Raw genomic sequence first — 25,253 nt, 5'->3', positions numbered from 1 at the left:
ATGGATTCACGGATCATGGACGTCCTCGCCGACCGCGGGCTCGAGCTCGGGCCGAAGCCGGCCGCCGATAGCCCGTACAGGAATTTCAAGCTGACGCGTGACGAGGACGGCATTGCCTGGCTGCTGTTCGACCGCGCCGGAACCAGCGCCAACACGCTGTCCGCCGATCTGCTGGAGGAGCTCGATACCATCGTCGCGTCGCTGGAGAACCAGCGGCCCGCCGGCCTCGTGGTGCGCTCGGCCAAGACCAGCGGCTTCATCGCCGGCGCCGACGTCAATGAATTTCGCGGCGCCAGCGACCCGCGCGCGGTCGAGACCGAGATCGGCCGCGCCCATGCGGTGATCGACCGGCTCGAGGCGTTGCGCGTGCCCTCGGTCGCCGTGATCCACGGCTTCTGTCTCGGCGGCGGCCTCGAGGTCGCGCTGGCCTGCCAGATGCGGATCGCGATCGACGATGCCAGGTTCGGCTTTCCCGAGGTGATGCTCGGCCTGCATCCCGGCCTCGGCGGCACCGTGCGCTTCACCGAACTGGTCAACCCGATGCAGGCGATGACCTTGATGCTGACCGGCAAGACGATCGACGCACGCCGCGCGAAATCGCTCGGTCTGGTCGATACCGTCACGCAGGAGCGCCACGTCCGCAACGCCGTCAAGGACGCGGTGTTTGGCCGGCTGAAGCGCGCCAAGCCCGGCGTGCTCAATACCATCCTCAATTTTGGTCCGGTCCGAGGCCTCCTTGCCTCACGGATGCGCAGCGAGGCCGAGAAGGCCGCGCCGCGCAAGCATTATCCGGCGCCCTCAGCGCTGATCGACCTCTGGGAGAAGCACGCCGGCAATCGCGCGGCGATGCTGAATGCGGAGAAGGCGTCGTTCGCCAATCTGATGGTGACGCCGACAGCGCAGAATCTGATCCGGGTGTTCTTCCTGCGCGAGCAGATGAAGAAGGCGGCAGGCCCCGGCAACAAGGTACAGCACGTGCATGTCATCGGTGCCGGCGCGATGGGCGGCGACATCGCGGCTTGGTGCGCCAACCAGGATATGCGCGTCACGCTCGCCGACATGAAGGCCGAGCCGATCGCGGGGGCGATGAAGCGCGCCGCGGATCTGTTCGGCAAGATCATGCGCAAGAAGATCGACCAGCGCGACGCGCTCGACCGGCTGATCCCCGACATGGACGGCGAGGGCGTCCGCAACGCCGATCTGATCATCGAGGCGGTGCCGGAAAAGCTCGAGCTGAAGCAGAAGGTCTATGCCGGCCTCGAGCCGAAGCTGAAGCAGGGCGCGATCCTGGCCACCAATACGTCGAGCATCCCCTTGCAGGATCTGCGCACCACGCTGGCGCGGCCGGAGCGGCTGCTCGGCCTGCACTTCTTCAATCCGGTGTCGCGGCTGCAACTCGTCGAGGTCGTCAGCCATGACGGCACCGATGCCGCGATGCTCAAGGAGGCGCTCGCCTTTGTCGGCGCCATCGATCGTCTGCCGCTGCCGGTGAAGAGCTCGCCGGGCTTCCTCGTCAACCGCGCGCTGACGCCCTACATGCTGGAAGCGATGATGATGCTGGACGAGAAGACCGATCAGCGCCTGATCGACGCGGCCGCCGTCGAGTTCGGCATGCCGATGGGGCCGATCGAGCTCGCCGACCAGGTCGGCCTCGATATCTGCCTCGATGTCGGCGACATGCTGCGTTCGAAGTTCGGCGACACCTTGCCACCGACACCGGCCTGGCTGCGCGAGAAGGTCGCCAAGGGTGAGCTCGGCCGCAAGACCGGCAAGGGCTTCTACACCTGGAAGGACGGCAAGGCGGAGAAGGCGCCGCTGCCGGAGACCGGTCCGAAGGTGAGCGACGAGATGATCGACCGCCTGGTGCTGCCGATCTCCAATATCTGCGTCGCCGCCTTGCGCGAAGGCATCGTCGACGATCCCGATATGGTCGACGGCGCGATGATCTTCGGCACCGGCTATGCTCCGTTCCGCGGCGGCCCGCTGAACTACGCGCGCACCCGCGGCGTCGAGGCTGTCGTAACCGCGCTGCGCGCATTGACGCCGAAATTCGGCGATCGTTTCGCACCCGACGCAGGCTGGGAGACTTTCAAGTGACTGACACCCAAGCACCTGAAACGCATGTTCACGCGCCGCCGATCAGCGGCAACGAACCGCAGGGCGATCTCTGCATCCGCACGCTGGCGATGCCGGCCGACACCAATGCCAATGGCGACATCTTCGGTGGCTGGCTGCTCAGCCAGATGGACGTCGGTGGCGGCGTGTTCGCCTCCAAGCTCGCGAAGTCCCGCACCGTGACGGTCGCGATCGAGGCGATGAATTTCCGCAAGGCGGTCTATGTCGGCGATCTCGTCTCGGTGCACGCCAATCTCGTGCGCGTTGGCCGCACCTCGATCACGGTGCATCTCGAAGCCTGGGTGCTGCGCCGCCGCGAGCAGCAGTCGATTCTCGTCACCGACGGCAATTTCACCTACGTCTCGATCGACGAGCAGGGCCATCCGCAGCCGATCCAGCGCGATGGCGCGACGATTTCGACCTGAGGTCTTCCGCGCGAAGAGCTGCGCTGATTCGGCGCGAGGGAAAACGCGTCGAAACTGAGACGGGAGCGCGGCTCGATTGCAAAAGCGGCGCTTCGTGTCGCAAATAAACCGAGGAACAAACAGACGGTGACGCCGTTGACGGCGCGGAATCAAACCGAGGCCGATAATGTCTGACTGCTACGTCATCGAAGTGAGTTCACAGACCGCGGATATCGTGGTGCGCGATAGCGGTGGTTACGCGTTTTTTGCCGCCTCGCACCGCTTCCACGCCCTCGAAGGCCAGATATTCCGCAACGCACGCGAGGCCGAGCGCGCGGCGCGACGGCTTGTCACTGGGCAAGATCTGCAGCTGGCCTCCTGATATGCAGCCAGGCGGCGCGTCATTTGCGCGCGCCGCGAGAGTCTGTATTGATGCATCCGAACTCACGGAAACGTTTTTCGGATGTCGCAGACACAAGGCCGGGCGTCGCAGACACAAAACAAGGCGCTGCTGTTCGATATCGACGGCACGCTCGCCGACACCGATCCGCTGCATCTGGCGGCGTTCAACCAGGTGCTCAGCCCCCATGGACACAGCTTCGATCACGGGCGTTTCGGCAAGGAGCTGCAAGGCTTCTCCAATGCGTCGATCGGCGAGCGTTTCCTCGCCCACGAACCGCCTGAACGTCGCGCCAGCATTCTCGGCGAGAAGGAGCGGATCTTCCGCGAATTGGTCTCCGGCCAGATCGTGCCGGTGCCGGGCTTGATGGCGCTGCTCGAGGCGGCCGATCGCGCCGGCGTGCCGATGGTGGCGGTGACCAACGCGCCGCGCCCGAACGCTGAACTGCTGCTCGCGGGACTGGGCATCGCGCACCGTTTCAAGGCGCTCGTGATCGGCGATGAATTGGCGCACGGCAAGCCGCATCCATTGCCGTATCTCGAGGGGCTGCGCCTTGCAGGCGCGCAGGCACAGGCTTCGCTCGCATTCGAGGATTCGCGCTCCGGCATCCAGTCCGCGACCGCGGCGGGCATCGCGACGATCGGGATGCGAACCGGGCTCGGTCATGCCGATCTGCTCGCGGCCGGCGCGGTCGCCAGCGCGCGGGCGTTCGACGATCCGGACTTGACCCGCCTGGTCGCGTCGGCGATGGGGTGGTGAGAAAGGTGCCGGAGCGTGCCGCCTCCGCAATGCTGCAGCGCAGTGCTTAACCCCGGCAATGCTTGCTCGTTGACCTCCATGCCGATCGGTCGCACCATAGGCGACTCGCCGTTTCAAGGGGGCCGCCGTGGCCGGACTCTCCCATCGCCAGACTGAAATCCTCAACATCGCACGTGCATTCGGCCGGGTCATGGTCGAGGACCTTGCCAAGCGGTTCGAGGTGTCGGCGCAGACCATCCGCAAGGACCTCAACGATCTCTGCGACGAGCGGTCGCTGACCCGCATTCATGGCGGCGCGATCATCGCCTCGGGTGTCGAGAACCTCGCCTATGAGGCGCGCCGCTTCGTCGCCGCCGAGGAGAAGAAGGCGATCGGCGCCGCCGCGGCCGAGCGGATTCCAAACGGGTGTTCGCTGTTCATCAATATCGGCACAACGACGGAAGAGGTCGCGAGCGCGCTGACCTCGCATGAGGACCTCTTGGTCATCACCAACAACCTCAACGTCGCGATGCTGCTGTACCGCCATCCGCGCATCGAGGTGGTGGTGGCCGGCGGAACGGTGCGCCGCGCCGACGGCGCCGTGGTCGGCTCGACCGCGACGCAGCTGATCGGCCAGTTCAAGGTCGATTACGCGATCATCGGCGCATCGGCGATCGACGAGGAGGGCGCGCTGCTCGACTTCGACTATCGCGAAGTGCAGGTCGCGCAGGCGATCATCGCCAACGCGCGCAACGTGATGCTGGTGTCGGACGCGACCAAGCTCCGCCGCAGCGCGCCGGTGCGGATCGCCCATATGAGCCAGATCCAGACCTTCGTCACCGATTCGCCTCTGCCCGCAGGCCTCGCCAACATCTGCCACAGCCGCGGCATCGAGGTGGTCGTCGCGATGGACAAGCCGGCGGTCGATATCGACGACAACGGCGCCGACGCCGCACCCGCAACGCTGCGCAGCGCGTAGTTCGCATTCTCTCGCTGTCGTCGCCCGGCTCGCCGCCTCCGCTAAAGCTTCGGCGCGCCTGAGAGCGAAAGCCTCGTCGAAGCCTTGGCGTAGACGGGACCGGGCGATCCAGTATTCCAGAGACGTTCGCGCTTGAGCCGCGACGCCGCGGCGTGCTGGATGCCCCGCTTGAAGCGGGGCATGACAGCTGAACGCGACGAAGCCGCACGCACAGCTCTCTCCCCGTCCCCCTGAGGTGCGAGCGGAGCGAGCCTCGAAGGGTCGACGGCCCCGCTCGTGGCCGTCGACCCTTCGAGACGCGCTACGCGCTCCTCAGGGTGACGGGTTCAGCAGGAGAGTTCGGCGTGAAGGCGATAAATTCGCGAACCCGCTGCCCCGCCACGATCAATCCGCCCAAAAAATCCCCCGCAAAAGTTCCCCATTTTCACTTTGCTTTCGTTTTCGGTTGTGATCTACTCCAATCCGAAAGTAAAACCGTCAAAGCGAAAACGGTTGCCGGGGGAAGCGTTCTTTGGACCGAATTTACGACCTCGCCATCATTGGAGGCGGCGTTAATGGCTGCGGCATCGCGCGCGATGCGGCGGGCCGGGGCAATTCTGTTTTCCTCTGTGAAATGAATGATTTGGCCAGCGGGACGTCGTCCTGGTCGACCAAGCTCGTGCATGGCGGCCTGCGCTATCTCGAGTATTACGAGTTTCGTCTGGTGCGCGAGGCGCTGATCGAGCGCGAGATCCTCTGGCAGATCGCGCCGCATATCATTCGTCCGCTGCGTTTCGTTTTGCCGCACCATGCGGGCCTGCGTCCGGCCTGGCTGCTGCGGCTCGGTCTCTTCCTCTACGACCATATCGGTGGCCGGCACCTGTTGCCCGCGACGCGCTCGCTTGATCTGACCCGCGACGTGGTCGGCAAGCCGCTGATCCCCGGGCGCTACACCAAGGGCTTCGAATATTCCGACTGCTTCGTCGACGATGCGCGGCTGGTGGCGCTGACTGCGCGCGATGCCGCCGATCGTGGCGCCGAGATTCGCACCCGCACCCGCGCGGTCGAGATCAGGCAGGTCGACGGCGTCTGGCACGTCACGGTCGAGGACGGCGCCACCGGCGCCCGCGACACCATCAAGGCGCGCGTGCTGGTCAATGCCGGCGGTCCCTGGGTCGAGCAGGTGCTGGCCACCGGCGCCGGCGTCAACGCGCGTGCCAAGGTGCGGCTGGTGCAGGGCTCGCATATCGTCGTGCCGAAACTCTACGACCACGATCGCGCCTACATCTTCCAGAATGCTGACGGCCGCATCATCTTCGTCATCCCCTACCAGAACGATTTCTCGCTGATCGGCACCACCGATCGCGACTATGACGGCGATCCGGCCAAGGTGAAGGCGACGCGCGAGGAGATCGAGTATCTCTGCGCCTCCGCCAGCGAATACCTCGCCAAGCCGGTGAAGCCCGAGGACGTGGTCTGGAATTACTCCGGCGTGCGTCCGCTCTATGACGACGGTGCGAGCGAAGCCAAGGCTGCGACCCGCGACTACGTGTTCGAGCTCGATACACCCGGCGGTGCGCCGCTGCTGTCGATCTATGGCGGCAAGATCACCACCTATCGCCGCCTCTCCGAAGAGGCGCTGGAGCGGCTGTCGCCCTATCTGCGCGGCGCGAAAGCGCAGGAAGGCTGGACTGGCAAGGCGCCGCTGCCCGGCGGCGACATGGATGTCTCCGCGGTCGCGGCGCTGAGCGCCGAGCTGGTTCGCAACCATCCGTTCCTCGCGCAGTCCCACGCCAACCGTCTCGCGCATGCCTATGGCACGCGCGCCAGCAAGGTCCTGGGCAATGCAGCAACGGCTGATGATCTCGGCCGCGCCTTCGGCGCCACCTTGACGGAGAGTGAAGTCCGGTACCTGATGGCGAACGAATGGGCGCGGACCGCGGAAGATGTCGTCTGGCGACGATCCAAGCTGGGCTTGCGGATGACGGCGGGTGAAATCGCCGCGCTCGACGAGTGGATGGTCGCCAACCGCGTGTCCGGTGAACGTCCCCTCCGCGAAGCGGGAGGACGGGCATGAGCGTTACACTGCAGAACGTCACGCGAACTGTGGATGGCATCCAGACCATCCGCGATGTTTCGCTGACGCTGGAGCGTGGCACGCTCAGCGTGCTGCTCGGGCCGACGCTGTCGGGCAAGACCTCGATCATGCGGCTGCTCGCCGGCCTCGACAAGCCGACCACCGGCCGCGTGCTGGTCGACGGCAAGGACGTCACCGGCGCCGACGTGCGGCAGCGCTCGGTGGCGATGGTCTATCAGCAGTTCATCAACTATCCCTCGCTGACGGTCTACGAGAACATCGCCTCGCCGCTGCGGGTGCAGGGCAAGCCGAAGGCCGAGATCGAGCAGCGGGTGGCGGAGGCGGCCAGTCTGTTGCGGCTCGAGCCTTATTTGAAGCGAACGCCGCTGCAGCTCTCCGGCGGCCAGCAGCAGCGCACCGCGATTGCGCGCGCGCTGGTCAAGGGCGCCGACCTCGTGCTGCTCGACGAGCCGCTCGCCAATCTCGACTACAAGCTGCGCGAGGAGCTGCGTGCCGAGCTGCCGCGGATCTTCGAGGCATCGGGTGCGATCTTCGTCTATGCCACCACCGAACCGTCGGAAGCGCTGCTGCTCGGCGGCGACACGGTGTGCATGTGGGAAGGCCAGGCGCTGCAGACCGGCGCGACGCCGAAGGTCTACCGCCATCCCGACACGCTGCGGGTCGCGCAGGTGTTCTCCGATCCGCCGCTCAATATCATCGGCATCGAGAAGAAGGGCGACCGGGTGATCTATGCCGGCGGCGAGCAGGCGCCCGCGGCCGGGCTGTACGCCAATCTGCCTGACGGCACGTACAAGATCGGCTTCCGTGCGCATCAGCTCGAGGTCGGGAGCGTCGTACCCGGCCGCCACAAATTCTCCGCCACCGTGACGGTGACCGAGATCACCGGGTCGGAGAGCTTCGTGCACGTTCATGTCCATGGTTCGAACTGGGTCGCGGTGCTGCACGGCGTGCACGAATATGAACCCGGGCAGGTGCTCGAAGCCGCGATCGATCCCGAAAACATCTTTGTGTTTGACGCCGCTGACCGCCTGGTCGCGTCGCCCGCGACCGCGTTCGCAAGCGAGCTGTATGGCAGTTCGCTTGCAGCAAGCGCGTCAGCCCGCAAGAGCAATTGAGGGAGATGCCCGATGGCTCGCATTGACCTCGTCGATCTCGCGCAATCCTACAGCGGCAACGACGCCCCGCTGGAATCCTTTGCGCTGAAGCCGGTGACGATGACCTGGCGGCAGGGCGGCGCCTACGCGCTGCTCGGACCCTCCGGCTGCGGCAAGACCACGTTGCTCAACCTGATCTCCGGGATCGTGACGCCGTCGCGCGGCAAGATCCTGTTCGACGGCCAGGACATCACGCCGCTGTCGACCCAGAAGCGCAACATCGCGCAGGTGTTCCAGTTTCCCGTCATCTACGACACCATGACGGTCGGCCAGAACCTGGCCTTCCCGCTGAAGAACCGCGGCGTCGCCAAGGCCGAGGTCGATGCGCGAGTCAGGCAGATCGCCGATCTGCTCGACCTCACGCCGTATCTGAACCGCAAGGCGACGCGGCTCACCGCCGACGCCAAGCAGAAGATCTCGCTCGGCCGCGGCCTGGTGCGCTCCGACGTCGCCGCCGTGCTGTTCGACGAGCCGCTGACGGTGATCGATCCCGAGCTGAAATGGCAGCTGCGCTCGAAACTGAAGGCGCTGCATCGCGAGCTCGACCTCACGATGATCTACGTCACCCACGACCAGACCGAGGCGCTGACCTTTGCCGATACCGTCGTCGTCATGCATGACGGCCGGGTGGTGCAGAGCGGCACGCCGGCCGAACTGTTCGACAAGCCGGCGCACACCTTCGTCGGTTATTTCATCGGCTCGCCCGGCATGAACATCGTGCCTGCCGAGGTCTCGGGCCACGAGGCGCGGATCGACGGTCATGTCATCGGCCTGCATCGAAACTATGGTGTGCTGCCGGCCGGCAAGAAGATCGAGATCGGCGTGCGGCCTGAATTTGTCGATGTCGCGGCGCCCGCGTCGGGGCTGCTGTCGGCCACCATCGAGCGGATTGACGATCTCGGCCGCATCCAGTTCGCCCGCGTCCGCGTCGGCAACACCAAACTCGCGGCGCGCGTGCCGCCGGGCTTCTCGATCTCCGGCGATACCGCCGGCCTGATCTTCAATCCCGCCAACGTCCACGTCTATGCCGACAGCCATTTGGTCGAAGGGGGCGCCTGATGGACAAGACCATCAACCAAAAAGCCTGGTTCCTGGTGCTGCCGGTGTTCCTGGTGGTGGCGTTCTCGGCGGTGCTGCCGCTGATGACCGTCGTGAACTATTCGATGCAGGACACCTTCGGCAACAACCAGTTCTTCTGGAACGGCGTCGGCTGGTTCAAGGAGCTGCTCGATCCCTCGACCGATCTCGGCGGCCGCTTCCTGGCCTCGCTCGGCCGCAACCTGTTCTTCTCCGCCGTGATCCTTGCGATCGAGGTGCCGCTCGGCATCGTCGTCGCGCTGTCGATGCCGCGCGAGGGCTGGAGCGTCGCGGCCTGCCTCGTCATCCTCGCGCTGCCGCTGCTGATTCCGTGGAACGTGGTCGGCACCATCTGGCAGATCTTCGGCCGGCCGGATATCGGCCTGCTCGGCTATGTGCTGAACCACCTCGGCCTCAACTACAACTATGTCTCCAATGAGGTCGACGCCTGGGTCACGGTCATCGTGATGGACGTCTGGCACTGGACCAGCCTCGTCGCGCTGCTCTGTTACGCCGGCCTGAAGTCGATCCCCGACGCCTATTACCAGGCGGCGCAGATCGATGGCGCCTCGCGCTGGGCGGTGTTCAAGGCGATCCAGCTGCCGAAGATGAACCGCGTGCTGCTGATCGCGGTGCTGCTGCGCTTCATGGACTCGTTCATGATCTATACCGAGCCGTTCGTGGTCACCGGCGGTGGTCCCGGCAACTCGACGACCTTCGTCTCGATCGAGCTCGTCAAGATCGCGCTCGGCCAGTTCGACCTCGGCAAGGCCGCGGCGCTGTCGCTGGTCTACAATCTGATCATCCTGATCGTGTGCTGGGTGTTCTACACCGTGATGACCAATGCCGGCTCCGAGCGCCCGGTCAAGCAAGGAGCGGCGTGATGCATTCGATTCCCGGCCGCCGCCTGATCATGGCGCTGTTCCTGATCTTCCTGCTGTTGCCGATCTACTGGCTCGTCAACATGAGCTTTAAGACCAACGCCGAGATCGTCTCGACGATGACGCTGTGGCCGCATACGCCGACGCTGCAGCACTACCGGCGCATCTTCACCGACGAGAGCTGGTATTCCGGCTACATCAACTCGCTGGAATATGTCGTCATCAACACCGTGATCTCGATCGCGGTGGCGCTGCCGGCGGCCTATGCGTTCTCGCGCTACCGTTTCCTCGGCGACAAGCACCTGTTCTTCTGGCTATTGTCCAACCGTATGGCGCCGGCGGCGGTCTACGCGCTGCCGTTCTTCAACCTGTATTCGGCGATCGGCCTGTTCGATACGCCGTGGGCGGTTGCGCTCGCGCACTGCATCTTCAACGTGCCGCTGGCGGTGTGGATTCTCGAAGGCTTCGTCTCCGGCGTGCCGCGCGAGATCGACGAGACTGCGTTCCTCGACGGCTATTCGTTCCCGCGCTTCTTCATCAAGATCCTGGTGCCGCTGATCGCGAGCGGCATCGGCGTCGCCGCGTTCTTCTGCTTCATGTTCTCTTGGGTCGAACTGCTGCTGGCGCGCACGCTGACCTCGGTGCAGGCCAAGCCGATCGCCGCGATCATGACGCGCACGGTTTCGGCTGCCGGTATGGATTGGGGTCTGCTTGCCGCGGCCGGCGTGCTCACCATCATCCCCGGAGCACTCGTGATCTGGTTCGTCCGCAATTACATCGCGCGCGGCTTCGCGCTCGGCCGGGTCTAGGAGGCGCTCATGGACAGCATCGCATGGATGGCATGGACCTGGCCCACCGCGGTCTTCTTCGTGCTGCTTGCCTCTACACTCGGGATGATGACCTGGCTCGCGATCGCCTATCCGGAAGCCGAGCGGGTCGGCGTGCTGCGCATTCCGACCACGCGCGGCGATCGTCTGTTCGTCTCGCTGGTGCTGGCGGCGGTGATCCATTTGCTGTGGATCGGCCTCGTCGGCACCGATCCGATTTTCACCCTGCCGATCGGGGAGGGCGTCGAGATTTCGAGCCTGTGGCTCGGAACGGTAATTTCGCTTCTTTCAGCCGTGGTGATCTTTCGCACCGTCTGAAGAACGCGAAAAAGAGCAGATCCGGGGTCTACCCGGGCCTGATTTAGTCGCTGCAACCGGAGGAATCTAATGCGACATTTACCAATGACTAGAGATAAGCTTTTGACGATGACCAGCGCGGTCGCGCTCGTCGCAGCATCGGTCACTCTTGTCGCGCCGGCCCGCGCCGACGAGGCGGCCGCCAAGAAGTGGATTGACAGCGAATTCCAGCCGTCGACCCTCTCCAAGGACGACCAGATGAAGGAGATGCAGTGGTTCATCAAGGCCGCTGCCCCCTTCAAGGGCATGGAGATCAACGTCGTCTCTGAGACCCTGACGGTGCACGAATATGAATCCCGCACGCTCGCCAAGGCGTTCGAGGAGATCACCGGCATCAAGGTCAAGCACGACATCATCCAGGAAGGTGACGTCGTCGAGAAGATCCAGACCCAGATGCAGTCCGGCAAGAACGTCTATGACGGCTGGATCAACGACTCCGACTTCATCGGCACCCACTTCCGTTACGGCCAGGCCGTCGACCTGACCGATTGGATGAAGGGCGAAGCCAAGGACGTCACCGATCCGATGCTCGACATCGACGACTTCATCGGCAAGTCGTTCACGACGGCACCGAACGGCCACCTCTATCAGCTGCCCGACCAGCAGTTCGCGAACCTCTATTGGTTCCGCTACGACTGGTTCACCAACCCGGAATACAAGGCCAAGTTCAAGGCCAAGTACGGCTACGATCTCGGCGTGCCGGTGAACTGGTCGGCCTATGAGGATATCGCCGAGTTCTTCACCAACGACGTCAAGGAGATCAACGGCGTCAAGGTCTATGGCCATATGGACTATGGCAAGAAGGACCCCTCGCTCGGCTGGCGTTTCACCGACGCCTGGCTGTCGATGGCCGGCAACGGCGACAAGGGCCTCCCGAACGGCCTGCCGGTCGACGAATGGGGCATCCGCATGGAAGGCTGCCGTCCGGTCGGCTCGTCGGTCGAGCGTGGCGGCGACGTCAACGGCCCGGCGTCGGTCTACTCGATCGTCAAGTATCTCGACTGGATGAAGAAGTATGCTCCGCCGCAAGCGCAGGGCATGACCTTCTCCGAGTCGGGCCCGGTGCCGTCGCAGGGCAACATCGCCCAGCAGATCTTCTGGTACACCGCCTTCACCGCCGACATGGTGAAGCCGGGGATCGCCGTGATGAACGCGGACGGTACGCCGAAGTGGCGTATGGCCCCGTCGCCGCACGGCTCGTACTGGAAGGACGGCATGAAGCTCGGCTACCAGGACGTGGGTTCGGCCACGCTGCTGAAGTCGACCCCGGTTGATCGCCGCAAGGCGGCCTGGCTCTACCTGCAGTTCATCGTCTCCAAGACGACGAGCTTGAAGAAGAGCCAAGTCGGTCTCACCTTCATCCGTGAATCCGACATCTGGGACAAGTCGTTCACCGAGCGTGCGCCGAAGCTCGGCGGCCTGATCGAGTTCTACCGCTCGCCCGCGCGCGTGCAGTGGACCCCGACCGGCAACAACGTGCCCGACTATCCGAAGCTCGCTCAGCTCTGGTGGCAGAACATCGGCGATGCGTCGTCCGGTGCGAAGACGCCGCAAGCTGCGATGGACGCGCTCGCCGCGGCCCAGGATTCGGTGATGGAGCGTCTTGAGAAGTCCGGTGTGCAGGGTGCCTGCGGACCGAAGCTGAACAAGAAGGAAACCGCTGAGTACTGGTACAAGAAGGCCGAGAAGGACGGCACCATCGCTCCGCAGCGCAAGCTCGCGAACGAGAAGCCGAAGGGCGAAACGATCGACTACGACACGCTGATCAAGTCGTGGCCGGCGAGCCCGCCGAAGCGCGCCGAAGCTAAGTAAGGCGGCAAGGCGTACCAGCCCACGCCATCCGCAAACTGCAAAAGGCCGGGAGCAATCCCGGCCTTTTTTGCTGGATCTGTGGCTGTGGAGACCGGTTCAGGATTGTGCTCAAATGACGCGATGAGGTCATCATGCGCCTTGTTGTCATCGCATCATGATCGGGGAGTTTCGTCATGCGCATGACTTTTCGTTGCGATCCGCGGCTTGCCGATCATCTGCCGCGACCATATCCGGCCCGCACTGCGTTGCCCGATTGGCTGCGCGAGATGCCGGCGAAGGCGCACTCCGACATCCACGACCGCGAGATCCGCACGGTCAAGCAATGCCCGCCCTTTGTCGATGCGATGGCCCACGGGGTCATGATCCCGCTTCCCTGCGATGTCAGGGTCGAGCGCGGCGCCTTTGCATGGGACTGGGACATTCCGGAGCCCGCAACGCAGGGCCATCCGCGCGCGCCGCTCAGCTTCCATCCCGTCGCGCAATTCGCCGGCGCGCCGTTCGCCAACGGGCAGGCTGCGCTGAAATTCAACAGCTTCTGGACCATCGAGCTCGAACCGGGCTGGTCGCTGTTCGCAACGCATCCGGTCAATCGCGACGACCTGCCGTTCCGCGTGATCTCGGGGCTGGTTGACGCCGACCGGTTTCACGACGGCGGCATCAATTTCCCGGCGATCTGGACCCAGCCGGATTTTGCCGGTGTGCTGCCGAAGGGGACGCCGGTCGTGCAGTGCTTCGCCGTGCCGCGCGCGGCCCCCGAACTGGTGTTCGAGGCGTTCGACGATGCGCATCGGGAGGCCTATTCGAAGGTCGTCGGCGAGGTGTTGGCTGCGCCCAATGTGTACCGCAAGCATTTCCGTGCCAAGCGCGGCCGGTTAGTGACCTAGCGCTGCGCGCAGCGCGCGCTCATCGAGCCACAGCCGGCCGTGCGGGGCCGAGGTCAGCGCCATCGCGATCGATCCGAACAGCTGCGGACGCAAGGCATAGGCGCGCGCGAAAGCCTGCATCGCGGCATCGGGCTCGCCGCTCTCCTGCAGCGTGATCCCCAGGTTGAGTGCTGCTTCGGCGTAATCCGGCTTGATCTCGATCGCCTTGCGATAGGCGCGTGCGGCGCCGTCATGGTCGCGCAGATCCTGCCTTGCGACGCCGAGATCGAACCACACCGAGGCCGGCGCTGCGCTCGCAACGGCGCGCTCGAGCAGGCTCACCGCACCGGCGAGGTCACCAGCCTCCCAGGCCAGCCGGCCAAGTCTTGCATTGGCTTCCTGATGCTCGGGGATAGCCTTGTGGATCGCTTCCCAGGCCTCGCGGGCCGGCGCCTTGCGGCCGGCCAGCTCCAGCGTGCGTGCCTTCTCGACGAAGGCCTCGCGCTGCGGCTTGAGCGCGATGGCGCGGTCGAGATGCGTCAACGCCGCATCGAATTCGCCGCCGCTGCGCGCGAGGCGGGCCGCGAGCAACCGCGCCGCCGCATTGTCGGGACGCCGCGCCAGGCTGGCCTCGACATGCCCGCGGGCAGGTGCGATCTCGCCTTTGGCGAACAGCACGGCGGCGAGCAGATGGCTCAGCATTGGCTCGCCCGGCTGGCGCGCAAGGCCGCGCTCGCAGAGCTCGATCGCCTCGCCATGCCGGCCGCCATTGAAGGCCGTGGTGGCGCGTCGAACGATATCCTCGGCGTTGTCCTTGCTCATTCCCGCATGCGACCGTGTTCAGGCTTGCTCGATGCGGTCCATGCTATGCGGCGCCGGAGATCATGACCAGCGCTTACCGCGTCGCGGAGTCGCTGGCTGCCGCGCGCATTTGCATGTACGCTTGGTGGTGCGCCAGCGTCAGTTCCTGGCTGATATGCGACAGCTCGGTTGCGGCGGCTTCGGCAGCCTCGCCGGCGGGCTGGGCGACGCGCACGAACATCCCGGCCTCGTAGGCGCGAACGGCCTCGCGCCAATCCTTTGATCCCACCAGATGCGCCGCCAGCTCCACCGCATCCAGCATCGCGGCGTTGACGCCTTCGCCGCCGAACGGTGACATCAGGTGCGCGGCATCGCCGAGCAGGGTGATGCCGGCGCGGTTGGTCCAATGATGCCCGACGGGCAGCGCGTGGATCGGCCGCAGCGCGAACTGATCATTGCTGGCGCGGATCAGGTCGAGCAGGGCATCCGCCCATCCGGCGAATTCGCCGAGCAGCGCGTGACGCATCGCGGATGGCGAGGTGACGTCGAACCGCCGCTCGGCCCATTCGACGGGCACGCGGAAGATTGCGTAGCCGCGCAGATGGGCGTTGCCGTTGCGCAGGACCATCAAGCTGCGGCCGATGCTCTCTGCGCCCATCTTGCCGCGGCCGACCAGCTCCGACAGAGCAGGGTGCTGCGTGTCGACATCGTCGATGCCGAACTCGATGAAGGTCAGCCCGCTGTATTGCGGCTGATAGCGCGACACCAGCGGCCGCACCCGGGACCAGGCGCCGTCGGCGCCGACCACGAGATCGAACGGTCCTTCGCGCGTATCGTCGAAGACGAGATCGTAACGGCCGTCCTCGCGCGGAGCCACCTCGCGCAGGCTGCTGCCCCAGGCTATGGCATCCGGTGGCAGCGATTGCAGCAGCAGGTCGCGCAGCGCCGTGCGGTCGACCTCCGGACGGTCGCCGGTCATGTCGTCGTCCGCGAGCAGCAGCCGGCCGTCGCTGGCGTAGAGCCGGCTGCCCTGATCCTCGTAACGTGCGATACGCAGGAAGCCGTCGGTGAGCCCGGCGCGCGCCAGCGCGAGCTGGCCGCTCTCGGCGTGCAGGTCGAGCGTTCCGCCCTGCGGCCGCTCGGTTGCCGAGCTTTCGCGTTCGAACAGGCTGGTCTTGATCCCGGCAACATGCAGCAGGCGAGCGAGCGTCAGGCCGCCGGGGCCGGCGCCGACGATAGCAATGCGAATGGGATTTGAACTCATGGACACCACGCTCACAACAGGATACATAGGTACCTATCTAGTATACATAGGGGCCTATGTAAATGGTGGGATCGTGACCGATTGGGACCTGTTCGATCGTCCGGCGCCGCTGGTCAACATGGCCTCGCGCAGCTTTCTCAGGCTCGGCGAGCGGCGCGTGAAGCCGCACGGCTTCAGCATCGGGCAGTTGCCGGTGATCTATCTGCTGCGCGACGGCAAGGCGATGTCACAGCGCGATCTCGCCCGGGCCGCCAAGGTCGAGCAGCCGTCGATGGCGCAGATCCTGGCGCGGATGGAGCGCGACGGTCTTATTCAGCGCACGCCGATGCCGGGCGACGGTCGCAGCCAACAGGTCTCGCTGACCAAGGCGGCCAAGGCGAAACTGCCGGCCGCGCGCAAGGCGTTGCATCGCAATCAGGACCAGGCGCTCGCGGGTTTTACCGCAGCCGAAACCGCAACCCTGCTCGACCTGCTGCGGCGGCTCAATCGAAACCTCGACCGTATGGTCGCGGAGGAGGTTGAGAGCGGTGAGGCTGCCGAGGCGTAGGAATCCCCGAGAGCGCGGAGGCATGACGAATAAAGGCCGGGAGCGATCCCGGCCTTCTTGTATTCCGTCATTGCGAGGAGCGATAGCGACGAAGCAATCCATGCTTCTACGTATGCAGTTCTATGGATTGCTTCGCTCCGCTCGCAATGACGATGCTGAGAAAGCGGACCGCGCTACTCCGCCGCTTCGGTCGCCTTCAGCGTCGGATAGTCGGTGTAGCCCTTGGCGCCACCGCCGTAGAAGGTCGCCTTGTCCCAGTCGTTGAGCGGGGCGCCGGCCTTCAGCCGCTCGACCAGATCGGGGTTCGAGATGAACGGCTTGCCGAATGCGATCAGGTCGGCAGCGCCGGCCTCCAGGACCTTCTCCGCCAGCGCGAAGTCGTAGCCGTTGTTGGCGACATAGGCCTGCTTGAAGCGCTTGCGCAGCGAGGCGTAGTCGAACGGCGCGTTGTCGCGCGGGCCGCCAGTCGCGCCCTCGATGACGTGGATATAGGTCAGCTTCAGCGCATTGAGCTGGTCGACGATGTAGTCGAACAGCGGTTGCGGATTGCTGTCGGAGACATCGTTGGCCGGCGTCACCGGCGAGATGCGGATGCCGGTACGCTCGGCGCCGGCCTCCTTGGCGACCGCCTTCGAGACTTCCAGCATCAGCTGGGCGCGATTCTCGATTCCGCCGCCATAGGCGTCGGTGCGCTTGTTGCTGCTGTCCCTGGCGAACTGGTCGAGCAGATAGCCGTTGGCGCCATGGATCTCGACGCCGTCGAAACCGGCCGCCAGCGCATTCGCCGTGCCGCGCTTGAAGTCCTCGATGATCCCGGGGATTTCCGACAGTTCGAGCGCGCGCGGCTCGGATACGTCGGCGAAGGTGCCGTTCACGAAGGTTTTGGTCTTGGCGCGGATCGCGCTCGGCGCCACCGGCGCGCCGCCATTCGGCTGCAACGAGGTATGCGAGATCCGGCCGACATGCCAGAGCTGGATGAAGATGTGGCCGCCGCGCTCATGCACGCGATCGGTGACCTTGCGCCAGGCCGCGACCTGCTCCTTCGAATAGATGCCGGGCGTGTCCTGATAGCCCTGGCCCTGCTGCGAGACCTGGCTCGCTTCGGTGACCAGAAGGCCGCCGGAGGCGCGCTGGCCGTAATAATCCACCGCGAGCGGGCTTGGCACCATGCCTGGCGGCACCGCGCGGTTGCGCGTCAGCGGCGCCATCACGAAGCGGTTCGGCAGCGTCAGCGGGCCAAGCTTGTAGGGCTCGAGAAGTTTGGTCGGTTGGCTCATGTGAAACGGTTCCAGACAATGATCGATGAGGAGAGATTTGTGCATTGCCGCGACGAGCGCAATGGCCGGGATATGCCCAGTTTGCAGGCTAGCCGCGCACAATTCCGCCCATGTGGCCGGCATCGAGGAACAGCGTGTGCGCGTTCACATAGGAGGATTCATTCGAAATCAGGAACAGCGCAGTATAGGCGACCTCCCAGCCGGTGCCCTGGCGGCCGAAAGGTACCGTCACGGCGCGGTCCGATCGCCTACGGCTGGCATCGCGGCCCATCGGCGTGTCCATGAAGCCCGGCGCGATCACATTACAACGAATGCCCTTGTCCTCGCCGGCCCGCGCGATCGCGCGTCCCAGCGCGATCTGCGCCGCCTTGGAGGATTCATAAGCCGGGTTGCGACCGCCGGCGCGCTGGCTCGCCATCGAGGAGATCAAGATGATCGCGCCGCCCGGCGCCATCACCTCGAGCGCCTTCTGCGCGAACAGCATGTGGCTGCGCACATTGACGGCGTAGTCGCGGTCCCAGGCTTCCGCCGTCATCTTGGGCAGCGACAGGCCGGAGGAAATGCCGACATTGAGCGCCAACCCGTCGAGCCCGCCGAGCTTTTGCGCGCAGCGTTCGACCGCAGGCGCGATCGCCGCGACGTCGGAGACATCGACCACGTCGGTGAAGGCCTTGCCGCCTTCGCCTGTGATCTGCGCGACGGTGTTGTCGGCCGCCTCCCGATTGACGTCGAGGCACGCGACCGAGGCGCCCTCGCGCGCGAACAGCACGCTCATCGCGCGGCCGTTGCCGATCGGCGGCTCTTCGTCAACGGTTGTGCGCTGTCCGGCACCAACCACGATGATGCGCCGGCCGGCCAGGCGGCCGTGGTTCTTGGCAAGCCCGAGCGATTCCGCATGCAGCGAGGCGGACGGATCGATGGCTTTCGGTGCGTGGGTCGACATGGCGTGCTCCCTGACGTCTTGTTGTTGTCAGGGAGCAGTAGCACGGCTGTGCGCGCGAGGCGACGTGTCGCGCCGAAGCGGGAAAATCCCGCGGTAGGGAATTTGTTTGTCAGTCATTCCGGGGCTCGCGAAGCGAGAACCTGGAATCCAGAGGTTATGCGGCTCGAGATTCCGGGTTCGATGCTACGCATCGCCCCGGAATGACGCGCGAGGCGCGTCAGCTCACGCCGAGGAAATCGCGCTTGCCGACCTCGACGCCGTTGTGACGCAGGATGTCGTGCGCGGTGACGGCGTGGAAGTAGAAGTTCGGGAACGAGAAGGCGCTGACGAATTGCTGGCCCTTCAGGGTCATGGTGCGATCGGGGCCGATCGGGAAGGTGACGTCCTTGGCATCGCCGCCGTCGAACTGCTCCGGCTTGAACGACTTCACATAGTCGATCGTCTTCGCCAGCCGCTGTTTCAGTTCACTGATGCTCTTCTCGGTGTCGGGCGTCGACGGCACCTCGCTATGGGTCAGCCGCGCGCAGCCGCGTGCGGCGTGATCGCAGACCAGCTGCACCTGCTTGGTCAGCGGCAGCATGTCGGGATAGAGCCGCGATCCCAGCAGCACCTCGGGCGCGATCTTCTTCGCTTCGCAATGCGCTTCGGCCTTGGTCAGCTCGCCGGTGAGGCTGTTGAGGATCTGCAAGTAGGCGGGGACGACGGCGTCATGAAAGGACATGGGGATGCTCTTTGTTCTGATGAAATCCGGATCTGCCGAACGGCGATGCTGCACATGGGGCCGCGAGGGGAAGAATACAACTGCGGGCGGCTGTAACACTTGGTCAAATGTTGCCTGTGGAAGCACTTGTCTTCGACCCGTCATCCTGAGGAGCGCGTAGCGCGTCTCGAAGGATGCACGGCCTGGTCGGTGGCCGTCGACCCTTCGAGACGCGCTACGCTCTCCTCAGGGTGACGGTTCAAAAGCACTGCTTGCTACCCAGAAAGCCCGACGACGTCCCTACCGCGTCCCCGGCACCGTTGCATCCGCGGCCGGCTGCGTGCGGCCACCGCCGCGCATCCGCGCCAGGAGCTCCGCGGTCGGCCAGGAATCCGCCGGCAGGCCGTATTTCATCTGCATCGCTTTCACCGCGCTGCGGCTCGCCTGGCCCAGAACGCCGTCGATCTTGCCGACGTCGTAGCCGGCGCGCGCCAGCAGCGATTGCAGCTCCTTGATCTCGTTGAACGGCAGCTGCGCGACCGGGGCATGCGGCCGCTGCATCGGCGGTGCGCCCGCGATGCGGCCTGCGAGATATCCGGCGGTGGTCGAATAGATCAGCGAGTTATTCCACTCGGTGTAGGCCGCGAAGTTCGGGTAAGCGAGGAACGCCGGACCCATCCGGCCCATCGGCAGCAGCAGCGAGGCCGGCATCTCGTCATTCGGCAGCGCCTTGCCGTCGGTCAGCGTGATGCCGAGCGCGGCCCATTTCGAGCGCGGCAGCTTGATGGTGAGGTCGGCCTGGTCCCAAGGGAAATTCGCGAAATTCGCGGCCTGCGGGACGCGCACCTCCTGCAGCCACGGCTCGCCGCGCCGCCACTTCAATCCGTTGGCGATGTAGTTCGCGGTCGAGCCGATCACGTCGGGGCCGCTGGCGAGCAGATTGCGGTGGCCGTCGCCGTCATAGTCGACGGCATAGTTGAAATAGTGCGTCGGCAAAAATTGCGTCTGGCCGAGCTCGCCGGCCCATGAGCCGATCATCTCGTCGGGCGTCAGGTCGCCGCGCTCGATGATCTTCAGCGCCGCGATGGTCTCGCCCTGGAACATCTCCGAGCGGCGGCAATCATAGGCCAGCGACACCAGCGATTTCAGCGTCGGCAGATTGCCCATCTGGACGCCGAAATCGCTCTCCAGTCCCCAGAACGCGGCGATCACCGCCGGCGGCACGCCATACTCCTTCTCGGCGCGCGCGAACGCGGCCGCGTAGGTCTTGATATATTGCTGGCCCTGCTGCACGCGGTAGTTCGCGGCCATGCGGCCGGCGAACTGGGTGAAGATCTGCCCGAATACGCGCTGGCCGCGGTCGCGGTTGACGATGCCCTGGTCGTAAACCAGGTAGGGCGCGGCTTCCGCGATCGTGCGCTGCGAGACGCCGGCGGCGACCGCCTTCTGTTTCAACTCGGCGAGGAAGCGATCGAAGCTCTGCCCGTTGTGGCAGGACGCAGCCCTTGGCGATGCTGTGGTGGCCGGGCGCGCCCTGACCGGGGCGGGTCCTGCGGGATTGGGAAGGGGCTGCTGCGCCAGGGCAAGGGAGGAGAGTGCCAGCGCCCCCGCGATCGCTGCGATCATGATCGGGGCGCGGAGGGGAGATGCTGGCATCGATGTCACCGGCTGGGAAAGGGGGATCAAGGCCCATCCTGCATACACCAGGGCGACACCGGGCAACAACGGGGGTGCCCTGTTAGACCAATTGGGCTTCGGCAGGTTGAAGGGCCGCCGCTATGATCGGCGGGTGATTCGCGGGCAGGGGGGTCGGCGGATCGATCACGCCCGGAGCGACCCATGTGGAGTTTTCTCGAGCGTCTGTTGGATTCGTCGACGTTTTCGCCACACGGCATCTGCCTGTTGTGGGAGCCGGAGCTGATCTGGCTGCACGTGATTTCAGACGCGATCATTGCCGCTTCGTATTTCTCGATCCCGTTTGCGCTGGCGATCCTCGTCTCCAAGCGGCGCGACTTCCAGTTCGGCTGGATGGCCTGGCCGTTTGCTGTGTTCATCCTCGCCTGCGGCCTCACGCATGTGTTCTCGATCTACACGCTGTGGGTGCCGATCTACGGGCTCGAAGGCATCGTCAAGGCGCTGACCGCCGTCGCCTCGATCTTCACCGCGGTGCTGCTCTGGCCGCTGATCCCGAGAATCCTGGCGATCCCGACCGAGGCGCAGCTGCGCGAGGCGCATGTCGCGCTCGCCGAGGAGGGCCGGCAGCGCCAGCGCTCGGAAGTCCTGCTCGAGCGTTTCCGCGAGGCCGAAGTCAACGAGAGCAAGATCCGCCAGGCGCAGAAGATGGAAGCGGTCGGCCAGCTCACCGGCGGCATCGCGCACGACTTCAACAATATCCTCACCGTCATCACCGGCACCATCGACATCCTGGCCGAGGCGGTCACCCACAATCGCCAGCTCACCGAGATCACCAGCCTGATCCGCGACGCCGCCGAGCGCGGTGCGTCGCTGACGCGGCATCTGCTCGCCTTCGCGCGCAAGCAGCCGCTGCAGCCGAGCGATGTCGATGTCAATGCGTTGATGGTCGACACCATCGAGCTGCTGCGGCCGACCATCGGCGACCATGTCGATATCGATTTTCGGCCGATGCCGGATCTGCCGCGCGCGCTGGTCGATTCCAACCAGCTGGTCACCGCGATCATCAATCTCGCGCTGAATGCGCGCGATGCGATGCCGAAGGGTGGCCGGCTGCGGATCGAGACCCGCACGGCCGAACTGAAGCCATCCGACGTGCACGGCCATGACGGACTTGCCGCCGGCGACTATGTCGCGATAGCGCTGATCGACAACGGCCAGGGCATCGCGGAAGCCGATCTTGCCAAAGTGTTCGAGCCATTCTTCACCACCAAGGACGTCGGCAAGGGCACTGGCCTCGGGCTTTCCATGGTCTACGGCTTCGTCAAGCAGTCCAACGGCCATATCGCGCTCGACAGCGAGGTCGGCCGCGGCACCAGGGTGATGCTCCATCTGCCGCGCGCGGCGGTGCTCTCGCCGGCCGCCGCACCCGAGCGGCGGCAGCCGGAGGTGCGCGGCGCACAGGAGATCGTGCTGGTCGTCGAGGACGACAGATTGGTGCGCTCCTACGTGCTGACCCAGATCGAGAGCCTCGGCTACACGACGCGCTCGGCCAACAATGGCGGCGAAGCGCTCGCCGTGCTCGACAGCGGCGTGCCGGTCGATCTCTTGTTCACCGACGTCATCATGCCCGGTGCGATGAACGGACGCGATCTCGCCACCGAGGCGCAGAAACGGCGCCCCGACCTGCGCGTGCTGTTCACCTCGGGCTACACCGATGACGCCATCGACCAGGACGGTAAGCTCGAGCTGGGCATCTTGTTTCTGGCCAAACCCTACAGCCGCGCCCAGCTCGCCCGCATGCTGCGGGTCGCGCTGCGCGCGGAGGAGACGGAGCGCGCGCAGGAGCCGGCCGAGTAGGCGCGGGATCGTAGCCCGGATGGAGCGAAGCGCAATCCGGGGCAGTTTCTCCGCGGTGAGGTAGTCCCGGATTTCGCTTCGCTCCGTCCGGGCTACCGATCGCGTCACATGACCAATCGTTAATCCGCGCCGCGTCGCTGCGACGCACACCTTCCCCTTGCGGCTTCAGCGGCAAAATCCCTACCTCAGCGGCGTCAGTTGTGGCAGCATTCCGCTCGCCGTGAGGGAACCACGATGAATTATTTCCGCACCGCGCTCCTGCTTGCCGGCCTCACCGCGCTGTTCATGGGCGTCGGCTATCTGATCGGCGGCGGCACCGGCGCCGTGATCGCGCTGATCGTCGCGGCTGCGACAAATCTGTTCACCTACTGGAATTCCGACCGCATGGTGCTGTCGATGTACGGCGCCCACCAGGTCGATGCACGTTCGGCACCGGAGCTTTACAATCTCGTCGCGGAGCTCGCGCAGCGCGCCGCTCTGCCGATGCCGCGCGTGTTCGTGATGGACGAGGCGCAGCCGAACGCATTCGCGACCGGCCGCAATCCGGAGAATGCGGCGGTCGCCGTCACCACGGGATTGATGCAGCAGCTCAGCCGCGAGGAGCTCGCCGGCGTGATCGCGCACGAGCTTGCGCATATCAAGCATCACGACACGCTGACCATGACGATCACCGCGACGATCGCCGGCGCGATCTCGATGCTGGCGCAGTTCGGCATGTTCTTCGGGGGCAACCGCAACAACAACGGCCCCGGCATCGTCGGCTCGATCGCGATGATGATCCTGGCGCCGCTCGGCGCCATGCTGGTGCAGATGGCGATCAGCCGCACCCGCGAATACGCCGCCGACAATCTCGGCGCGCGCATCGTCGGCCAGCCGATGTGGCTGGCATCAGCGCTCGCGAAGATCGAGAACGCTTCGCATCAGCTGCCGAACATGGAAGCCGAGCGCAATCCGGCCACCGCGCACATGTTCATCATCAACCCGCTGTCGGGCCGCGGCGTTGACAATCTGTTCGCCACCCACCCCTCGACCGCGAACCGCATCGCCGCGCTGCAGCAGCTCGCCGCCGAGCTCGGCACCCAGACCGCGCCGCGCCCGGCCGGCGCCAGCTACCCGCCACGCAGCCCGTGGGGCGGTGCCTCGGGCCAGCGCGGGCCGTGGGGCTAGGGCGGGGTGAAATCATCTTGAACTGCAGCCGCGTATTTTCTTCGCCTCTCCCGCTTGCGGGGGAGGCCGACGCACGCAGCGCGGCGGGTGGGGGCTATCCCCATGATACGACTCGCGGAGAGAGCCCCCACCCCAGCCTCCCCCGCAAGCGGGAGAGGGAGCGCTCCGCCTTTGCGGCCAGAGCCAGCAGGCCTAGCCTGCGCCGTTACGCGCTAGCTGTGTCCAGCCGCTCGACCTGACCCTTGCTCAGCTCCAGCTTCGCCGCCGCGACCAGCGTTGCGACTTGCTCGGGCTTGGTGGCGCTGGCGATCGGTGCGGTGATGCCGGGCTTCGCCATCAGCCAGGCGAGCGCAACCGCGGCCGGCTCGTCGTGGGTCTCTGCGGCGACCTCGTCGAGGCCGGCGAGGATACGCAAGCCACGTGGGTTCATGTATTTCGGAATGCTGCGCGTGCCGCGCGGGCTCTTGGCGAAGTCGCTCTCCGAGCGATATTTGCCGGTCAGGAATCCCGCAGCGAGCGAGAAGAACGTGATCACGCCGACGTCGTTCTCGACGCAGACGCGTTGCAGCGCGCCTTCGTAGCTCGACCGCTCCGCCAGGCTGTATTCGGGCTGCATGCTCTCATAGCGCGGCAGCCCATTCGTCCTGGAAATATCCAGCGCGCTTTTGAGCCGTTCCGCCGAGAAATTCGAGGCGCCGATCGCCCTGACCTTGCCGGCCTTGATCAGTTTGTCGTAAGCCGCCAGCGTCTCTTCCTGCGGCGTCGCCTCATCGTCCTTGTGGGACTGGTAGAGGTCGATGTGGTCGGTCTGCAGCCGGCGCAGCGAGTCCTCGACGGCGCGCGCGATGTAGTCCGGCTTCAGGCCGACATTGCCGTTACCCATGTCCATGCCGACCTTCGTGGCGAGAATGATGCGGTTGCGGTTGCCGCGCGCCTTCATCCATTTGCCGATGATCGTCTCGGACTCGCCGCCGTGATGGCCCGGCACCCAGCGCGAATAAACGTCGGCCGTATCGAGGAATGTCAGCCCATGCTCCAGCACGGTGTCGAGCAGCCGGAAAGATGCAGCCTCGTCCACCGTCCAGCCGAACACATTGCAGCCGAAGCAGAGGGGAGGGACGGTGAGGCCGGAGCGGCCGAGCGCGCGATGCTTCATGAGTGTTCTTTCTCTTGTTCTTGACGGGAGGCGCGGGAGACTGAGGCAGATCGGCCTTGTTTGCAAGGCACGCCGGGGTCCGCATTGCGCTGTTTCCGAGCGGTTGCGACCAGAGCCGGCCGCAAACGCGCGACGCTGCTGTCCAGTTTGGGAGCAGCGTTGCGGGTCATCTGTCACGGGATCCGTCGGCATTGCCCGGTCGGAATGCCGACGGATGATCAC

The 25,253-nt window shown here is 65.3% G+C and carries 24 protein-coding genes; 17 read left to right on the top strand and 7 right to left on the bottom strand.

What is annotated here, in order from left to right; genetic code table 11:
- From BraRD5C2_RS14890 to BraRD5C2_RS14825, 14 genes are all read left to right on the top strand, one after another.
- On the top strand, window positions 1–2,097 hold the full coding sequence (locus BraRD5C2_RS14890; RefSeq protein ID WP_223969469.1) for a 3-hydroxyacyl-CoA dehydrogenase NAD-binding domain-containing protein: 2,097 nt from the start codon (window positions 1–3) through the stop codon (window positions 2,095–2,097).
- Window positions 2,098–2,186: 89 nt separating this feature from the next.
- Window positions 2,187–2,540, top strand: a complete 354-nt coding sequence (locus tag BraRD5C2_RS14885) for an acyl-CoA thioesterase (RefSeq protein WP_097673013.1) — start codon at window positions 2,187–2,189, stop codon at window positions 2,538–2,540.
- Between the two features lie 166 nt (window positions 2,541–2,706).
- Window positions 2,707–2,901: a hypothetical protein gene (locus BraRD5C2_RS14880; protein WP_223969468.1), complete on the top strand. Its 195-nt coding sequence runs from the start codon at window positions 2,707–2,709 to the stop codon at window positions 2,899–2,901.
- A gap of 81 nt (window positions 2,902–2,982) precedes the next feature.
- Window positions 2,983–3,678 carry an HAD family hydrolase gene (locus tag BraRD5C2_RS14875; RefSeq protein WP_223969467.1) on the top strand — a complete coding sequence of 232 codons (696 nt, stop codon included), beginning with the start codon at window positions 2,983–2,985 and terminating at the stop codon, window positions 3,676–3,678.
- 127 nt (window positions 3,679–3,805) lie between these two features.
- The gene (locus BraRD5C2_RS14870) at window positions 3,806–4,636 is read left to right on the top strand and encodes a DeoR/GlpR family DNA-binding transcription regulator (RefSeq protein ID WP_223969466.1); all 831 of its coding nucleotides are present in this window, start codon (window positions 3,806–3,808) and stop codon (window positions 4,634–4,636) included.
- 344 nt (window positions 4,637–4,980) lie between these two features.
- Window positions 4,981–5,253: a hypothetical protein gene (locus BraRD5C2_RS14865; RefSeq protein WP_223969822.1), complete on the top strand. Its 273-nt coding sequence runs from the start codon at window positions 4,981–4,983 to the stop codon at window positions 5,251–5,253.
- Window positions 5,148–6,692 (top strand): glycerol-3-phosphate dehydrogenase, encoded by a 1,545-nt coding sequence (glpD, locus tag BraRD5C2_RS14860; RefSeq protein ID WP_223969465.1) that lies wholly within the window; start codon window positions 5,148–5,150, stop codon window positions 6,690–6,692. Before BraRD5C2_RS14865 ends, glpD begins: the two co-directional genes overlap by 106 nt.
- On the top strand, window positions 6,689–7,828 hold the full coding sequence (locus BraRD5C2_RS14855) for an ABC transporter ATP-binding protein (protein WP_223969464.1): 1,140 nt from the start codon (window positions 6,689–6,691) through the stop codon (window positions 7,826–7,828). The genes glpD and BraRD5C2_RS14855 overlap by 4 nt, the downstream gene beginning before the upstream one ends.
- A 12-nt stretch (window positions 7,829–7,840) precedes the next feature.
- Window positions 7,841–8,926 (top strand): ABC transporter ATP-binding protein, encoded by a 1,086-nt coding sequence (locus BraRD5C2_RS14850; protein WP_223969463.1) that lies wholly within the window; start codon window positions 7,841–7,843, stop codon window positions 8,924–8,926.
- A complete protein-coding gene (locus tag BraRD5C2_RS14845; protein WP_223969462.1) occupies window positions 8,926–9,828 on the top strand; it encodes a carbohydrate ABC transporter permease in 903 nt (300 codons plus the stop codon). Before BraRD5C2_RS14850 ends, BraRD5C2_RS14845 begins: the two co-directional genes overlap by 1 nt.
- A complete protein-coding gene (locus BraRD5C2_RS14840; protein WP_021075985.1) occupies window positions 9,828–10,634 on the top strand; it encodes a carbohydrate ABC transporter permease in 807 nt (268 codons plus the stop codon). Before BraRD5C2_RS14845 ends, BraRD5C2_RS14840 begins: the two co-directional genes overlap by 1 nt.
- Before the next feature lie 9 nt (window positions 10,635–10,643).
- Window positions 10,644–10,970 carry a DUF2160 domain-containing protein gene (locus BraRD5C2_RS14835; RefSeq protein ID WP_097672938.1) on the top strand — a complete coding sequence of 109 codons (327 nt, stop codon included), beginning with the start codon at window positions 10,644–10,646 and terminating at the stop codon, window positions 10,968–10,970.
- A 108-nt stretch (window positions 10,971–11,078) separates the two neighbouring features.
- Window positions 11,079–12,821 (top strand): ABC transporter substrate-binding protein, encoded by a 1,743-nt coding sequence (locus tag BraRD5C2_RS14830; protein WP_212316430.1) that lies wholly within the window; start codon window positions 11,079–11,081, stop codon window positions 12,819–12,821.
- A gap of 173 nt (window positions 12,822–12,994) precedes the next feature.
- Window positions 12,995–13,705: a hypothetical protein gene (locus tag BraRD5C2_RS14825; RefSeq protein ID WP_223969461.1), complete on the top strand. Its 711-nt coding sequence runs from the start codon at window positions 12,995–12,997 to the stop codon at window positions 13,703–13,705.
- Here the strand turns inward: BraRD5C2_RS14825 and BraRD5C2_RS14820 are convergent.
- Both BraRD5C2_RS14820 and BraRD5C2_RS14815 read right to left on the bottom strand, forming a co-directional pair.
- Entirely contained in the window at window positions 13,694–14,506 is an 813-nt protein-coding gene (locus BraRD5C2_RS14820) for a tetratricopeptide repeat protein (protein ID WP_223969460.1), read from the bottom strand. The two genes, BraRD5C2_RS14825 and BraRD5C2_RS14820, sit on opposite strands and share 12 nt — an antisense overlap.
- A gap of 73 nt (window positions 14,507–14,579) precedes the next feature.
- Window positions 14,580–15,749, bottom strand: coding sequence for an FAD-dependent oxidoreductase (locus tag BraRD5C2_RS14815; protein ID WP_223969459.1), 1,170 nt, complete (start codon window positions 15,747–15,749; stop codon window positions 14,580–14,582).
- A gap of 73 nt (window positions 15,750–15,822) precedes the next feature.
- Between BraRD5C2_RS14815 and BraRD5C2_RS14810 the strand changes: the two genes are divergently transcribed.
- Entirely contained in the window at window positions 15,823–16,296 is a 474-nt protein-coding gene (locus BraRD5C2_RS14810) for a MarR family winged helix-turn-helix transcriptional regulator (RefSeq protein WP_374708005.1), read from the top strand.
- Window positions 16,297–16,469: 173 nt separating this feature from the next.
- Here the strand turns inward: BraRD5C2_RS14810 and BraRD5C2_RS14805 are convergent, their stop codons facing one another.
- From BraRD5C2_RS14805 to BraRD5C2_RS14790, 4 genes are all read right to left on the bottom strand, one after another.
- Window positions 16,470–17,573: an alkene reductase gene (locus BraRD5C2_RS14805; RefSeq protein ID WP_223969458.1), complete on the bottom strand. Its 1,104-nt coding sequence runs from the start codon at window positions 17,571–17,573 to the stop codon at window positions 16,470–16,472.
- An 88-nt stretch (window positions 17,574–17,661) separates the two neighbouring features.
- Window positions 17,662–18,516, bottom strand: coding sequence for an SDR family NAD(P)-dependent oxidoreductase (locus BraRD5C2_RS14800; RefSeq protein WP_223969457.1), 855 nt, complete (start codon window positions 18,514–18,516; stop codon window positions 17,662–17,664).
- A gap of 217 nt (window positions 18,517–18,733) precedes the next feature.
- Window positions 18,734–19,237: a DUF1993 domain-containing protein gene (locus BraRD5C2_RS14795; RefSeq protein WP_223969456.1), complete on the bottom strand. Its 504-nt coding sequence runs from the start codon at window positions 19,235–19,237 to the stop codon at window positions 18,734–18,736.
- Window positions 19,238–19,516: 279 nt separating this feature from the next.
- On the bottom strand, window positions 19,517–20,842 hold the full coding sequence (locus BraRD5C2_RS14790) for a lytic murein transglycosylase (RefSeq protein ID WP_374708004.1): 1,326 nt from the start codon (window positions 20,840–20,842) through the stop codon (window positions 19,517–19,519).
- Between the two features lie 213 nt (window positions 20,843–21,055).
- On the opposite strand from BraRD5C2_RS14790, the gene BraRD5C2_RS14785 reads away from it, so the two are divergent.
- Window positions 21,056–22,708, top strand: a complete 1,653-nt coding sequence (locus BraRD5C2_RS14785; RefSeq protein WP_223969454.1) for an ATP-binding protein — start codon at window positions 21,056–21,058, stop codon at window positions 22,706–22,708.
- 234 nt (window positions 22,709–22,942) lie between these two features.
- Window positions 22,943–23,875, top strand: coding sequence for a zinc metalloprotease HtpX (htpX, locus tag BraRD5C2_RS14780; protein ID WP_223969453.1), 933 nt, complete (start codon window positions 22,943–22,945; stop codon window positions 23,873–23,875).
- Window positions 23,876–24,080: 205 nt separating this feature from the next.
- Here htpX and BraRD5C2_RS14775 read toward each other — a convergent pair whose 3' ends face one another.
- The gene (locus BraRD5C2_RS14775; RefSeq protein ID WP_223969452.1) at window positions 24,081–25,031 is read right to left on the bottom strand and encodes an aldo/keto reductase; all 951 of its coding nucleotides are present in this window, start codon (window positions 25,029–25,031) and stop codon (window positions 24,081–24,083) included.
- Window positions 25,032–25,253: the final 222 nt, after the last annotated feature.

It is taken from the genome of Bradyrhizobium sp. RD5-C2, from assembly GCF_019972155.1.
Classification (GTDB): Bacteria; Pseudomonadota; Alphaproteobacteria; order Rhizobiales; family Xanthobacteraceae; genus Bradyrhizobium.
This window is presented reverse-complemented; position numbering and strand designations above follow the sequence as displayed.

Bases quoted from the DNA above. Each gene is read 5' to 3' on its own strand.
- BraRD5C2_RS14890 (WP_223969469.1), top strand. From the start codon at position 1: ATGGATTCACGGATCATGGACGTCCTCGCCGACCGCGGGCTCGAGCTC.
- BraRD5C2_RS14825 (WP_223969461.1), top strand. From the start codon at position 12,995: ATGCGCATGACTTTTCGTTGCGATCCGCGGCTTGCCGATCATCTGCCG.
- htpX (WP_223969453.1), top strand. From the start codon at position 22,943: ATGAATTATTTCCGCACCGCGCTCCTGCTTGCCGGCCTCACCGCGCTG.
- BraRD5C2_RS14815 (WP_223969459.1), bottom strand. From the start codon at position 15,749: ATGAGTTCAAATCCCATTCGCATTGCTATCGTCGGCGCCGGCCCCGGC.
- BraRD5C2_RS14885 (WP_097673013.1), top strand. From the start codon at position 2,187: ATGCCGGCCGACACCAATGCCAATGGCGACATCTTCGGTGGCTGGCTG.
- BraRD5C2_RS14790 (WP_374708004.1), bottom strand. From the start codon at position 20,842: ATGATCGCAGCGATCGCGGGGGCGCTGGCACTCTCCTCCCTTGCCCTG.
- BraRD5C2_RS14855 (WP_223969464.1), top strand. From the start codon at position 6,689: ATGAGCGTTACACTGCAGAACGTCACGCGAACTGTGGATGGCATCCAG.
- BraRD5C2_RS14830 (WP_212316430.1), top strand. From the start codon at position 11,079: ATGACCAGCGCGGTCGCGCTCGTCGCAGCATCGGTCACTCTTGTCGCG.
- BraRD5C2_RS14875 (WP_223969467.1), top strand. From the start codon at position 2,983: ATGTCGCAGACACAAGGCCGGGCGTCGCAGACACAAAACAAGGCGCTG.
- BraRD5C2_RS14840 (WP_021075985.1), top strand. From the start codon at position 9,828: ATGCATTCGATTCCCGGCCGCCGCCTGATCATGGCGCTGTTCCTGATC.
- BraRD5C2_RS14880 (WP_223969468.1), top strand. From the start codon at position 2,707: ATGTCTGACTGCTACGTCATCGAAGTGAGTTCACAGACCGCGGATATC.
- BraRD5C2_RS14820 (WP_223969460.1), bottom strand. From the start codon at position 14,506: ATGAGCAAGGACAACGCCGAGGATATCGTTCGACGCGCCACCACGGCC.
- BraRD5C2_RS14800 (WP_223969457.1), bottom strand. From the start codon at position 18,516: ATGTCGACCCACGCACCGAAAGCCATCGATCCGTCCGCCTCGCTGCAT.
- BraRD5C2_RS14795 (WP_223969456.1), bottom strand. From the start codon at position 19,237: ATGTCCTTTCATGACGCCGTCGTCCCCGCCTACTTGCAGATCCTCAAC.
- BraRD5C2_RS14785 (WP_223969454.1), top strand. From the start codon at position 21,056: ATGTGGAGTTTTCTCGAGCGTCTGTTGGATTCGTCGACGTTTTCGCCA.
- BraRD5C2_RS14805 (WP_223969458.1), bottom strand. From the start codon at position 17,573: ATGAGCCAACCGACCAAACTTCTCGAGCCCTACAAGCTTGGCCCGCTG.
- BraRD5C2_RS14850 (WP_223969463.1), top strand. From the start codon at position 7,841: ATGGCTCGCATTGACCTCGTCGATCTCGCGCAATCCTACAGCGGCAAC.
- BraRD5C2_RS14845 (WP_223969462.1), top strand. From the start codon at position 8,926: ATGGACAAGACCATCAACCAAAAAGCCTGGTTCCTGGTGCTGCCGGTG.
- BraRD5C2_RS14835 (WP_097672938.1), top strand. From the start codon at position 10,644: ATGGACAGCATCGCATGGATGGCATGGACCTGGCCCACCGCGGTCTTC.
- BraRD5C2_RS14775 (WP_223969452.1), bottom strand. From the start codon at position 25,031: ATGAAGCATCGCGCGCTCGGCCGCTCCGGCCTCACCGTCCCTCCCCTC.